This is a genomic window from Fuerstiella sp., from assembly GCA_022447225.1.
In the GTDB taxonomy this organism is placed as follows: domain Bacteria; phylum Planctomycetota; class Planctomycetia; order Planctomycetales; family Planctomycetaceae; genus S139-18.
This window is the reverse complement of sequence record JAKVAZ010000007.1, coordinates 267,070-280,235: the sequence shown is the minus strand read 5'-3', so window position 1 is coordinate 280,235 and position 13,166 is coordinate 267,070. Positions and strand designations below refer to the sequence as shown.

9 protein-coding genes are annotated in these 13,166 nt (G+C 52.6%); 3 read left to right on the top strand and 6 right to left on the bottom strand.

Annotated elements, in window-relative coordinates; genetic code table 11:
- Nucleotides 1-64 precede the first annotated feature (64 nt).
- A complete protein-coding gene (locus MK110_08570) occupies nucleotides 65-1,486 on the top strand; it encodes a mandelate racemase/muconate lactonizing enzyme family protein (GenBank protein ID MCH2211342.1) in 1,422 nt (473 codons plus the stop codon).
- Between the two features lie 578 nt (nucleotides 1,487-2,064).
- Here the strand turns inward: MK110_08570 and mqnE are convergent.
- The 4 genes from mqnE to MK110_08550 form a co-directional block, all read right to left on the bottom strand.
- Nucleotides 2,065-3,186 carry an aminofutalosine synthase MqnE gene (mqnE, locus tag MK110_08565; protein MCH2211341.1) on the bottom strand — a complete coding sequence of 374 codons (1,122 nt, stop codon included), beginning with the start codon at nucleotides 3,184-3,186 and terminating at the stop codon, nucleotides 2,065-2,067.
- A gap of 48 nt (nucleotides 3,187-3,234) precedes the next feature.
- Entirely contained in the window at nucleotides 3,235-4,125 is an 891-nt protein-coding gene (gene ubiA, locus MK110_08560) for a putative 4-hydroxybenzoate polyprenyltransferase (protein ID MCH2211340.1), read from the bottom strand.
- A 73-nt stretch (nucleotides 4,126-4,198) separates the two neighbouring features.
- On the bottom strand, nucleotides 4,199-5,236 hold the full coding sequence (locus tag MK110_08555) for a ThiF family adenylyltransferase (GenBank protein MCH2211339.1): 1,038 nt from the start codon (nucleotides 5,234-5,236) through the stop codon (nucleotides 4,199-4,201).
- Nucleotides 5,237-5,333: 97 nt separating this feature from the next.
- Complete coding sequence (locus MK110_08550) at nucleotides 5,334-6,464, bottom strand: formylglycine-generating enzyme family protein (protein ID MCH2211338.1); 1,131 nt, start codon at nucleotides 6,462-6,464, stop codon at nucleotides 5,334-5,336.
- 292 nt (nucleotides 6,465-6,756) lie between these two features.
- Between MK110_08550 and MK110_08545 the strand changes: the two genes are divergently transcribed.
- Together MK110_08545 and MK110_08540 are read left to right on the top strand one after the other, a co-directional pair.
- Nucleotides 6,757-8,955, top strand: coding sequence for a S9 family peptidase (locus MK110_08545; protein MCH2211337.1), 2,199 nt, complete (start codon nucleotides 6,757-6,759; stop codon nucleotides 8,953-8,955).
- A 678-nt stretch (nucleotides 8,956-9,633) separates the two neighbouring features.
- Nucleotides 9,634-10,578 (top strand): alpha/beta fold hydrolase, encoded by a 945-nt coding sequence (locus MK110_08540; protein MCH2211336.1) that lies wholly within the window; start codon nucleotides 9,634-9,636, stop codon nucleotides 10,576-10,578.
- Between the two features lie 167 nt (nucleotides 10,579-10,745).
- Here the strand turns inward: MK110_08540 and MK110_08535 are convergent, their stop codons facing one another.
- Together MK110_08535 and MK110_08530 are read right to left on the bottom strand one after the other, a co-directional pair.
- Complete coding sequence (locus MK110_08535; GenBank protein ID MCH2211335.1) at nucleotides 10,746-11,669, bottom strand: glycosylase; 924 nt, start codon at nucleotides 11,667-11,669, stop codon at nucleotides 10,746-10,748.
- Entirely contained in the window at nucleotides 11,666-13,126 is a 1,461-nt protein-coding gene (locus MK110_08530; protein MCH2211334.1) for a PLP-dependent transferase, read from the bottom strand. The genes MK110_08535 and MK110_08530 overlap by 4 nt, the downstream gene beginning before the upstream one ends.
- Between the last annotated feature and the right edge of the window lie 40 nt (nucleotides 13,127-13,166).

The following is a 13,166-nucleotide window of genomic DNA, read 5'->3' as shown; positions in this document are numbered from 1 at the left end:
GAGAAAGTAGAAACCACTTCCCTCAATACCTCAGGGATGCTCGTGCTTTCCTCAAAGAGTGACTATGCTGGTGAACAGCATTACTGACCGCCTTTACGGTCGTATTCTTCTGAGGATTACTATGTCATTCAACCGTCGACAGTTCCTTAAACAATCCGCGTATTTCGGACTGGCAGGATACAGTCATTCTGTTCTGCAGGCCGAAGGCACTGTTGCGAGTGCAAAACATTTTGAGGTCGTCAGTATTGAGCGTTCCACTGTGCGTCTGGAATACCGGCCAGTCCCTTATCGTGCGATGAGTCGTGAGTTACCACACTGGCGTTATATCGAAATTTGCGATGTGACACTGCGTTCCGGTGTCACCGGAAGCGGCGAAACCATGTTGTTCTACACATGGAACGCTACATCAGATGATGCTGTTAACGACGCAGTCGGTCGAAATGCCGTTGATCTGATGTGGGATGATGGAATGGGCGCCGGCCTGCAAATGGCGCTGTTCGACGCCGTGGGACGCACCGCCGGAGTCCCGGTTCACTCACTGCTGGGCCCAAAGGTCCACAACACGACACCACTGTCATGGTGGAATATTGATACATCCGCTGCTGACATGGCACTGGACTGTGCTGAAGCCCTGCGTCTTGGTTACATGTCGTACAAAACCAAAGGACGTCCGTGGTTTGATCTTTTCGAACAGCTGGACGCCGCAACGAGTGTGGTTCCTCCCGAGTTCAAAATCGACATGGACTTCAACAGCAGTCTGCGAACCGCAGAACAGGCAATACCAATCCTTAAAAAAATGGAGGCATACCCTCAAGTTGATATTTTCGAAACTCCTATTCCACAGGGTGACGTGGAAGGAAACCGAAGGATTGCAGATGCAACACCTGTCAACATTGCCATGCACTTCGGCAGTCCGCGGCCAAAGACTGTCGTTCAGTCGGGTTGCTGCGATGGCTTTGTCGTAGGTGGTGGAGCCACGGGAGTGGTTGGCACAGGGCGTTTTTGTGAACAGGTCGGAATGCCGTTTTGGCTGCAGCTTGTCGGAGCGGGCCTGACAGCAGCACACTCGCTGCATTTTGGCGGTGTGCTGAAAGAGGCAGTCTGGCCGGCCGTCAATTGCCACCAGCTCTTTAAGCACGACCTGCTGACCGAACCTATCGTGCTTAAAGACGGCCACTCACCCGTTCCCGATCGTCCTGGTCTTGGTTATGAAATTGATCGTGACCAGGTTGCCAAACTGCGAGTGCCAAAACCTGCGGAACGTCCTCTGACGGAACGACTTGTGGAAACAACGTGGGCCAACGGTCGGCGAATGTTCACTGCGAGTGGCAAAGAAGTCAATTTCCTGCTCAACGCGGCCAACAAAGGACTGATCCCGTTTTACGAAAAAGGTGCCCACTCCCGCCTCGTACCGAATGACGGTTCCACTCGCTGGCGGGAACTGTACACCGCATCCATAGACGCAGACGGACCTGTGGAAAGGTAACCGCCTGCGATCATCGATTCCACATCGGGCGATCAATGCGAACGATGACGGCTCATTTGGAGCCCTCTCCGGCTGCAGAAGCTTTCGATATGCTCTCTGTCAGCACCACAGTTATTCCGTGTAATCGCGTCAGGATGTATTTTGCACAGGGTCCCGGTCTAAAACCGTGGCTGTGCCAACACTGTTATTCCCATACGGAGTTCTGTAGCAAACCGCAAATTATCGACCGGATACGATTTCAGCTGTGTTGTCCTGTCAAATGATGCCGCTGCCGGTCTGATCACGTACCCGTCTGCCCCCCTGACCCCGTTGCACAGTACGTACCTGCTGAGCGCGCCGCGGTACCATTGAGTAACTCACAGATTGAGTTTCCGGTGAAACGATTCAATTCGGAAGCCATCGCACCAGCCAACAACCCTCCCAGGCCTCTGACGATCACTCGTCTTTTCGATCGATTGTGTGACCGCGGAACCCGCCTTCGGCGACGACGGGTCGTCATAATGCATTGGTCATTTCCGATCCTGCGATGTGTTCCCTCGTTTTGACAGGATTCTGACTATTGCCTTTTGCAATGCAGCTTATTGTACGGAAGCAACAGACCAGTTCCGTCCGTCTCGAATCACTCTGCGATACAGCGTGTCCCGCTCAACCGGTTCACAACCGGCCTCTCGGATGAGATGATGAAGCTGCTCCACTGTTTTCCCCTCCGGCGTTTCTGCTCCTGCATCGTGGTAGATCAGTTCGTGCACCACTGTACCGTCAAGATCGTCGGCTCCGTAGCTCAGAGCCAGCTGAGCAGTCTGCTCCCCCATCATAATCCAGTACGCCTTCACATGGTCAAAATTGTCGAGCATGAGACGCGCAACGGCTACCATCCGCAGATCAAACAGGGCATCCGGTTTTTGGATATGATCCAGTTCGGTATTTTCAGGATGGAATGCCAGCGGAATATATGTCTGGAATCCGCCGGTTTCGTCCTGCAGTTCACGCAGACGTAACAAATGATCAATGCGGTGTGACGTATCTTCAACATGGCCATACAGCATCGTGGCGTTGGACCTTAACCCCAGCTGGTGGGCCGCACGATGCACGTCAAACCACACGCTCGAATCCGCTTTATGTTCGCAGATCTGACTGCGTACCTCCGGATCAAAGATTTCCGCACCGCCGCCCGGCATACTGCCCAGCCCCGCATCAATCATTTGCTCCAGAATCCATTCGACGGGCTTCTTCGTAATAAAGCTGAACCAGTGGATTTCAACAGGAGTCCAGGCCTTGATGTGGATTTCCGGACATGTCTGATGAAGCGTGTGAATCACATTCACATACCAGTCGAATTTCTTCCGATGGTGCAGACCGCCGACAACATGTATTTCCGTCGCGCCGCTGGCCTGTCCCTCCAGAATGCGTTCACGCAGCATTTCATCAGAAAAGGTATATGCCTTTTCATCTTTCAGATCTGCCCGAAACGCACAGAATCGACATCGATAGACACAGACATTGGTTGGATTGAGATGAATGTTGGTATTGTACCAGGCGACATTGCCGTTCTTTTTTTGACGTACCAGATTTGCCAGTCGCCCCAGCGCGTGAAGGTCGGCTTCTTTTTCCAGATAGAGACCATCATCAAACGTCAAACGCTCGCCCTGTTTGATTCTGTCGGTGATGGAGTCAAGTTTTGACGCAGCAATTGTCGACATGTTGGCTGACGATCCAGGTAGAACTTAAATGCGCCATTGAAAATTTATTTACTCGTGACGCAGCCAGACGTCCAGGCAACCCAGGACCAGAATACCGAAGCTCACGATCGCATTCACACCAAAGAATGCGGTATTAACCCGATCAAGATCACCGGGACTCACCAGCGTATGCTGATACAGCATAACAACGCTCAGAACCACAATTCCGACAAGAAACAGTGTTCCCAGATCCGTGAACCACCATAAGGCAAACAAACTGATCATTGCCGCGACATGGCTGAGAAATGCCACGTAGAGAGCACGCCCGATGCCAAGTCGAGAGGGAAGACTGAACAGCTTTTGAGTTCGATCGATATCAGCATCCTGACAGGCGTAGATAATGTCGAACCCACCCACCCAAAAGAAAATCATCGAAGCCAGCAGCAGCGGCGTTCGATCAACAGTACCGGTCAGTGCAATCCAGGTTGCGATCGGTGACAACATCAATGCTGCTGATAACCAGTAGTGGCACCAGTTGGTCCAGCGTTTGGCAAAGGAATAGCCAAACAGGAACAGGAGCACCGGCCCTGAAAGTCCGATCGGTAGACGGTTGGGCAGGAACAAAAGTGTCGACGCAATGAAACCTGCACCGGTCAGCGCAGTAAACAGTATGACGGCACGAACGCTGATAAGACCTGCAGGAAGGTGTCGCTGTGCCGTACGGGGGTTCAGCGCGTCAACATCGCGGTCGACCAGCCGATTAAAGGCCATTGCTGCGGACCGGGCAAAGACCATGCACAACAGTATTCCAGCAAGATCGTTCCACTGAAACGAACGGCCATCTGTTTGCCAGGCCAACACGGCTGCCAGCAGCGCAAACGGCAGCGCAAAGACCGTATGACTGAAGCGAATCAGCTCCAGATACTGCCGAACAGAAGCGGTCAGACGAACCGTTGACATATTTCAGTTAACCGGATGAAGGCTGTAAATAAACCCGGACTAGTTGTAAAAGCTCTGTCCGTCCAACCGCAACCTATACCCCAATGTAACGCGAATAAACTGCTCGAGCCGCCGAAGAATCTTCGGTCCCGCGAATGATGGCCCGACCATCCGGAAATACCGTGACTTCCATACCCGACTCTTCCAGAACGACGCGTACCAGAAATGAATTGGACGTCACCACACCGGCTGATTCCAGTCGATGTGACAGTTCTTCCAGGGAAATACTCAATTTCGAAGACGGTGAAACCTGAACCGCATTCCTTCCACACAGGACCGTGGATCCGGAAGCAGTCGATCCACTAAGAAATGCCCGTTCACCACGGTCGCAGGCGGGACAGTCTTGCTGATCGCGCAGCGCCGACACATCCATCGCTCTCACAGACCCGTTCCAGGCATCCACTATACTGAGCTGTAAGGGAACGTCTTCGGAGTGGCCGCTGAGAATCCGCAGGGCAATCGCCGATTCGAGTGAGGCAGTCATACCGATTGCCGGACCCAGGACACCGGCCGTATCACATGTCTCAGTGGAACCAGGTGGTGGAGGGTCAGGAATCAGGCATCTCAGGCAACCCGATCGCCCAGGAAAAACGGGCATCACCTGTCCCGTACTGCCTGTGCAGCCTGTATAGATCCAAGGAACTTCGAACTCCAGTGAAGCATCATTGATCAGATAACGGATCTCAAAATTATCGGTACCGTCGATGATCAGATCAACGCCCTCCGTAAATGAGCGAATATTTTGATAGTCGACGTCCGCCACATGCGCGTGGATCTGTACATTCGAATTCACCTGCTTCAAACGACGCTCTGCAACGATCGCTTTAGGCAGATGGTCCGTCACATCCTGTTCAGTGAAGAGACTCTGGCGTTGTAAATTGCTGAGCTCCACAAAGTCGCGATCGACAATCCGCAATAATCCGATGCCTGCCCGAACCAAATGATCTGCCACAACACATCCGAGAGCACCGCAGCCAACCTGGAGAACCTGACTGTTTCGCAGCTGCATCTGTCCGGTCTCCTGAATTCCGGAAAACAACATTTGCTTTTGATAGCGGGCAAGGTCTTCCATTTCGCGACAATCGCCTTTTCAAATTTTCGCTTGGTTCAACTGCGATAAAAACACGCACATTCGGAGCAACAACAACACAGGCGCAGCGATATTCTCACTATTGCCCGTCAGTCAGATCTTTGATGGCCTGTGGAAGATCCCGATCGACAAGCCCTTTGACACCTCGCCCTTCGTCAATTCGATCAAACACATCCCAGCTGATCGATTCATTGTCGATCTTCCAGTACTCCTCCATTTGCTCCCGGTTGACCGACTTCAGGGCGCGAATGATTCGAAACCCAACACCGCGGGCCGGATCATCGGTGAACCACCAGGGACTCTTAGGAATATTCGGATCCGTAAACTTCCAGTCTGTATGAACCGACAGCAAACGGGACGCACAGGTGCAGTCAGCTGCGGGCAGTTCCCAGCTTCCGCCGCAGACTTTGCGGTGATCCGGCATCTGTGTCCGCACCCATTCCGTCGAGGCGTCCAGAATCTGACCGGCCTCTGCAACAGAGGATCCGTCTGGACCGTCCAGCACCCACTCGGCTGCATTGCCGTGCATGTCATATAACCCCCATGGATTTGGCTTCTTTTGACCGACGATCTGAGCTCCCTTCTGATCTGACACCCCCACGAACCAGCCATAGTCTGACAGATCGTCGGCAGACTTTCCGAAATGGTAGGCTGTCGTTGCACCGGCCCGGCAGGCATGTTCCCATTCGGCCTCCGACGGCAGTCGGTACTGCAGTCCCGTAATTGCGGACAACCATTTGGTGTACTGTCTTGCGGCGTACTGTGTGACCGTAACAGCCGGCTGATGCGGGTCTTCACCAAATTCAAACGTGTATGTTGGTTCGTAAAGTGGTGTTGGAGCCGTAACGGCATCGACTTCATTATCATCATTCACCGTTCGCCGGCGATTGATCTGAAACTGCTTAAACACATGGTACAGCCCCATGAATTGTTTATATTCAGCCCATGTTACTTCGAATCGCCCCATCCAGAACGGCTCGACACGGTATTTACGCTGATCCGATCCTACCGTGATTTCACCGCCAGGAATCGGTTCCAGAGCAAAGACAACATCCGTACCAGGAATTGTCATTTCATATGGCAACATGAACCCCTGATCCGTCTTCACGAATCGCCCGGAATCAGGCTGCTCCAGCACAACCCCCGGAATCACGTCGGACGCAAGCACAGTGGTCGACAAACAGCAAAACACAATGATCTGGTTTTTCATACAGAAATCGACCTGTTGAACAGTACCGGGGGTGGAGAGTTGTCACAGCATACATTCAGAACACAGGAAATTGTTGTGGCGTCGGCAATCGAATACAAGACTCTGATTCGTGCGAGAATTGACTTTCGAGTGCCTGTCCCTCAACCGTTTTCACAGCCACATGAACCGAATAGTAATACGTCTACTCACCCAACTGTCCTGGTGGAACCTGTATAAACATGCGAAAGAGGTCACCCGGTCCGGAATGTTACAAACGTGGTACAGACGCCCCTGCCACCCGGAAATTAATAAAGTGAAACGAATCCACCTGAATTCACAACCTGGTGTGGTCGTGCTGACCGTTCTGATCCTGCTCAATGGTCACACCGCATCTGCCAGTGATCGAAAACCAATCACCTGGAACAATGTTTACGGACTCGACCGGATCGTCATTCGAGACCCGGCTCCTCGCGATTTCGTTTGGCTGGACACGATGACTCTGCTGCGGTTGGAGACAGTTTGGGAAAAAGTCAATGCCGTTACGGGAAAAGCAGCACCTTTGTATGATGCAAAACGGCTCCGGCAGCAACTGCTGGCAGGCGGGATTCCTGATGAGGACGCTGATGAAATCGCCGATGGAAACTGGACTCTGCACGATGCGGCGCGACGAATATGCGTTTTGCAAACCGATCGCAGACTGACTCTGGCCGGACTTGATGGCGAACACATTCGCATCGTGAATGGACTTCCGAAGCAGATCGAACTTCTGACACTCAGTCCTGTCGGGAACGCCTGCGCTTTTGTGTCGGGGAACGACCTGTGGTCCGCCAACTTCGAAACCGGAAATGTACTGCGGCTGACTCAGGACTCAGGACCCGATATCCGAAACGGTAAAGCGGACTGGGTCTATTTCGAAGAAATTCTGAAACGGACATGGAAAGCATTCCGGTTCAGCCCGGATGGTCAGTCTCTGCTTTTTCAGCAGTTCGATGATACGAGTGTCCCGAACTTCTCCATCATTGATCACACCAATCCGGTACAAAATATCGAAACAGAACATTTTCCGGTGGCGGGGCAATGCAACCCGATGGTGCGTCTGGGAATCGTTTCCGTCAATGGTGGTTCTGTTTCCTGGGTAAAATCTCCACTTCATGACAGTTCGACTCTGATCACTCACTTCGGTTGGTATCCCGACAGCAGCCACGTTTACTGGTACGTCCAGAATCGCCGTCAGACGTGGCTGGACCTTGTTCGGACATCCACGAGCACCGGTTCAAGTAATACACTGCTGCGGGAACAAACTTCCGGCTGGGTCGAGCAACCGGGAGATCTCCACTTTTTGAGTGACCACAGTTTCCTGATGCTGAGCGAGCGTTCAGGCTGGAGACATATCGAACGTATTTCGGCTGATGCAGCGACTCGGCAACCACTCACATCCGGTCCGTGGGACGTCACCGGAATTCATGCCGTCAACGAGTCCAAAAATCAAGTCATCGTGACCGGAACCCGACGTTCACCGATCGCCGATGATCTGTACCGCGTCGATCTGGACGGAGGATCCCTCCTGCGTTTGTCACAGGAACCAGGTCACCATACTGTATCGGTGAACCCGTCCGGAAGCCTGCTGATCGATTCCTGGAGCAGCCACAGCCAGCGCAGATCTGTCGTGTTGCGCAATTCAGCAGGTCACGTTGTCCGACAAATCCATCGTGCCACACCGCCCGATGAATGGACTGAATTTGAATTCGGAAACGTGGGAATTGAGGATGTACCGCTCGCTGATCAAACGAGCGCAGCTGCGATCGTCGTCTCCCCTCCGGATTTTAATAAATCACGAGCACACCCGGTCTGGATCAGGATTTATGGTGGTCCGCGCAGCCCGCAGGTCTCAGATACCTGGCATGCCCGGCTGGACGACCACCTGCTGGCCGGTCACGGTATCGTCGTGATTCGGTTTGATCCAAGAACCGCAGGGGGGCACGGGGCCGCCGGTGCATGGAAGGCATATGGACAACTGGGCGTTGAAGAAACCCGCGACGTGGAATCGGTCTGTGAGTGGCTCGCGACACAATCATGGGCCGACCAAAATCGGATCGGCATGAGCGGACACAGTTACGGTGGATTCCTGACAAGTTACGTGATGACGCACAGCAATTGTCTGACAGCGGGCATTGCCGGATCTCCAGTCACGAACTGGGCCAACTATGATACCATCTACACGGAACGGTATATGGGAACCCCTCAGGAAAACCCGCACGGATACCGGAGATCGTCCGTTGTGGCGGCTGCAGGGAATCTGCATGGCCGTTTGCTGCTGGCTCACGGACTTCAGGACGACAATGTCCATCCGGCCAACACGTTTCAGCTGGTTCAAGCGCTGCAGAACGCAAACAGGACATTCGACCTGATGGTGTATCCGCGCGCCCGTCACGGAATTCATGACCAGCACTTTGAAACGCTCAAGTACAATTTCATACTGGAGTCACTGGGAATTTTTCCATTGCCACCGTAGTTGGATTTCAAAACAGCCGAATCACGGCTGTTGCAGGATCTTAAAACGTACAGGCAGCTTTCCGGCTTACCGGGGTCAGCAATTGTAAGCGGAAGATTTCGCGCATTTTTTCTGAAGGTACTCCTGAAACCCGGCCGGACAGTCTGAATTGGTTTTGCCAGGTGGACAGTTTGCACTGCCTCATGTGCATCACACGTCAAACAGTCCCTCTAAAATTTTTCGGAAATACTTCGGCTGCGTCAGATGAGTCTTTTTACGAATGTTCGAATCAGTCTTTCAGTGAATTCGCCGATCGATCGTTCAACATTCGGACAGTGTTATGTCAATATGCCAACTCAACGATACAGCCACACCGCAACCGACGTTCGAAAACCGGCTCAATCTCAATCAGAATAACTGTAGAACACAGGTTCTCTTACCGAATCTAAATCATTTCTCAAACCGATTAAAAACACGCGGTGAACCCCGACTGTGACCGAGACATCCGATAGCCTTTAAATCGGGTACAGCAAACAATCATTGACTGATTTCCGTATAGAGAAAGAGAATATGTGGCCAGGCAGGCACGAGTGTTACACGTCCGGCAGTAACGTCAGCAGTCACCCGCCCGTTCGCCGGGACGCCCCACGGCTGGCACTGCGGGATGAGGTTTCCATCGATGCCTCCTGACCAAATCAAGTGAGACACAAATTCTGCGGGCAGCATGTCTATGCAATATCGAAAAATGACGAATCCAGACAAATGTATTATTTCCTGATTGTCACTGTGATGCTGCTGGTGCTTGGTCTGGTGATGATCTGGGTGATCGCCGGATCTCTGGTGGCCGCACATCCGGTCAAGGTCGGTGATCCGCCGGCAGATCTTCCTGCAACAAACATCACACTCGACAGCCGGTCCGGTCACTCGATTACCGGATGGCATATCCGATCTGTGGACCGCCGTGGAGTCATTGTGCTACTGCATCCGTACCGCGGATCACGTCTGTCAATGTTGAATCGAGCGAGACTTCTGTACACAGAGGGGTACTCTGTGATCATGATCGATTTTCAGAGTCACGGAGAAAGTCCCGGCAACCGGGTGACGATCGGATATCTCGAAAGCCATGACGCGAAGGCCGCCATCGACTTCGCTAAAACTGTGCATCCAAATGAACCGATTGGCGTCATCGGTTTTTCGATGGGTGGCGCAGCAACTCTGCTGGCATCCCCTCTGGACATGGACGCCGTTGTCCTGGAATCGGTCTATCCGGATATCGCAACCGCTGTACGAAATCGCGTCCGAGTCAAACTTGGTGCCTTCGCGGCACTCCCGACTCAGCTTTTGCTGATGCAGATGAAACCAAGAATGGGCATCTCAGTGTCTGAAATGCGTCCGATTGCTCATCTGAAAAACATCGGATGTCCGGTCTTCATCATGTCCGGCACTGACGATGCCCACACAACCGCAAATGACACCAAAATCATGTTTGAAGCTGCTGTCGAACCGAAGCAACTGTGGATGGTTGATGGTGCTCATCACGAGGATCTTCAGGATTTCGCCGGTAATGAGTATGAGCAGCGTATCCTGCAGTTTCTTCGGCAACACCTGGCACCGGCAACCACCATGGTTGAGCAACACTGTTAATCCGTGCGGGCGACGAAAACGACGTTAGTCCGTCGACGGGCAGCGATGGCGGCCCCAACGGTCTAACTAATACTGCATTGATGTTCGAGCCTTCAAAACGGTTGAACGCACTCAAATTTGTTTCAGTCCCTGCAGAATCGCAGGCAGGAGAAAATAAATGCAATGCGTCAATCTGCGGAAAACCAAACATCCACGCGGGCGTGCATCGTATACAGTCTCCAGTTTTCTCCGTCATGAATGAGAATACCGCTGGACTTGTTTTGCTCAATCGGCAGTAAGGGACCGCGTTTCAACTTGGTCCAGTTTCTCAGATCAGTGGACTCCACTAAATACGTACACCACTGTCGCGGCTTTTGTGGTGTGCCGGTGCCATGCATCACTGCACAAAAACGGTCACCGATTCGGACGATTTGATTCATGGCAATCATGAGTGCATCGTAGTCGTCCGGTCCGGGAATGATCAGCGGTTCGTCCGAAACATTCGTCCACACCTTTCTGTCTGTCGACGTCGCCAGCCATATTCCGGAATCATACCGTTCATAAAACAGATGCCAGATGTCATCTTTTACGAATACGGTCGGCGTCCCGTGTGGTCCCGGACTGATTGGCCGGCCGTTCGTCCGACGTACATCCAGTGTTCCGGTGCGGACCCACTGAATCCCGTCCACGGACTCAAGTAACTGCGGCTGATCACCTGCTCCTTCGGCAAACATGAAATACCGACCGTCCCGTTTGACGATCATCATATCTTCTACCCACGCATCATCATAAATCGGTTCCTCCGACCAGCGTTCCCATGTAACCCCGTCCGTGGACGTCGCGTATCCCAGCTTCATCGTCACTGGTTCACGCGATTTGTTGTATCCGGTGTACCATAATTTCCATGTGTCACCGTCTTTCATGACCCAGCCACGTTCCCGAATCAATGCATCCCATTTGTTGTGTCGGCCAGTGAACAATGGATTGGCGTCGCCACCTTTCCAATGAGCATCAAGTACTGAGACTTCATCTGCGGGCAACTGATTTTCACAAATTACCCAGCACAGCATGGTAACCATGGTCCATGTATGGCCAATTGCTGAACGGATCATTGAATTGTCCTGACTGTTTCCAAAGCGTTGACAAAACGATGCCAAAGGTCCTCCACAGGTTCGATTCCGACACTGAATCTCAATAACCATCGCGAGACACCGCAACGTTCGGCAAAATCCAGTTCTCTGTAGTGAGCTAGAATCGTGTATGGACAGCAAAGTGAAAATCTGGTCCCAAGATTGGGACCTTTTGAGACCTGAAGCTGGTCAAACACACCGGGGGTTGTGTTCGCCGCGTTTTTCAGCAGAACTGAAAACAAAGCCCCACAGCTGGTATCACTGTCACCGCTGTATTCCGGAAAAAACACCTGAGCAACCGCCGGATGCTGCCGCAATCGATCCGACAGCACCTGAGCATTCCGGACACACTGTGCCGTACGTCCTGCAAGATCGCGGGAATTCAGCTCAAGAATCTCAGTGTCGAGATCGCTAAGCGATTCCTCAAACTCGGCATCCAGCGAAGAGCGGAGTATCTCGTGCGCCACCGACTCAGAATTTAGCACAAGCGCACCTGCCAGAACATTGCCATAACCACTGAAGTATTTGGTCAGACTGGTGACCACCGCATCACAGGATGGCAATATCGTCTGCGGGCAGCAGGCCCGCAGCGTATCGTCGACTACCAGCAAAGAACCATGACGTGCGGTGATTTCCCGGAGGTATGAAAGATCAGGTGTCACCAGTAACGGATTCGTGGGAGTTTCACACAACACTGCTGCAAATTTTCGCTCAGGAAACATCCTGGTGAGTGTTTCCTCATCACCCGAAGATCCTACTGGCAGAAATTCGTGAGACGCTTCCGGAAACCGCTGCTGAATCTTAAGAGTATCCACATAAGGAAAACCAAACTGGCATGTTGGTCTTCCCGACGACAGTCGAACAATTGCACGCCAGACACCGGCTACGGCCGCCATACCGGAAGGATACAGATAAACGTTGTCCGCTGACGTCTGATGAAGTTCAGCAACTCGTTGTCTTACCGTTAATCGTGAATCATTTTGCGTGACCTCAACCGGTGTCTCCGCGAGAATTGCCCGGGCCATACGCGACGACACTATTTCTCCGGCATGTTGCCAGTATTGTCGGAGCAAAGGCAGTTCATCATCGTCAATCGCCACTCCCGCACAGGGTTGACCGGCAATCGGCTGTACAACAGCTGACCTGCCGCCGGCATGTTGCACATACTCGACAGCACGACCGGCAGCCGCCGATGTGGCAAATGGCAGGCCCGACCGCTGAGGAAACAGTTCATGACAAAGTTCCGCAACATCCGGATGAATGCAAAACCGGGGATAGGCTGCCTGGAGCTGTTTGACAACCAGAGGATCGTTCTCTTCATAGGCAATGTTGTGATCCCACTGCGGAAGGCATGCAGAAACAGCATCACGATCGTCGGGAACAGGCAACCCAAGATGTTCAGGTTTCCAGCGTGGAGATGTCAAAAGATCCGCGGACATGAATAATGAATCAGTCGGAAGCGAGGTAGTATTGGGTACC

Excerpts from the sequence above, each read along its gene's own strand:
- MK110_08555 (MCH2211339.1), bottom strand. The coding sequence starts at position 5,236 with ATGGAAGACCTTGCCCGCTATCAAAAGCAAATGTTGTTTTCCGGAATT.
- mqnE (MCH2211341.1), bottom strand. The coding sequence starts at position 3,186 with ATGTCGACAATTGCTGCGTCAAAACTTGACTCCATCACCGACAGAATC.
- ubiA (MCH2211340.1), bottom strand. The coding sequence starts at position 4,125 with ATGTCAACGGTTCGTCTGACCGCTTCTGTTCGGCAGTATCTGGAGCTG.
- MK110_08550 (MCH2211338.1), bottom strand. The coding sequence starts at position 6,464 with ATGAAAAACCAGATCATTGTGTTTTGCTGTTTGTCGACCACTGTGCTT.
- MK110_08530 (MCH2211334.1), bottom strand. The coding sequence starts at position 13,126 with ATGTCCGCGGATCTTTTGACATCTCCACGCTGGAAACCTGAACATCTT.
- MK110_08570 (MCH2211342.1), top strand. The coding sequence starts at position 65 with ATGCTGGTGAACAGCATTACTGACCGCCTTTACGGTCGTATTCTTCTG.
- MK110_08535 (MCH2211335.1), bottom strand. The coding sequence starts at position 11,669 with ATGATCCGTTCAGCAATTGGCCATACATGGACCATGGTTACCATGCTG.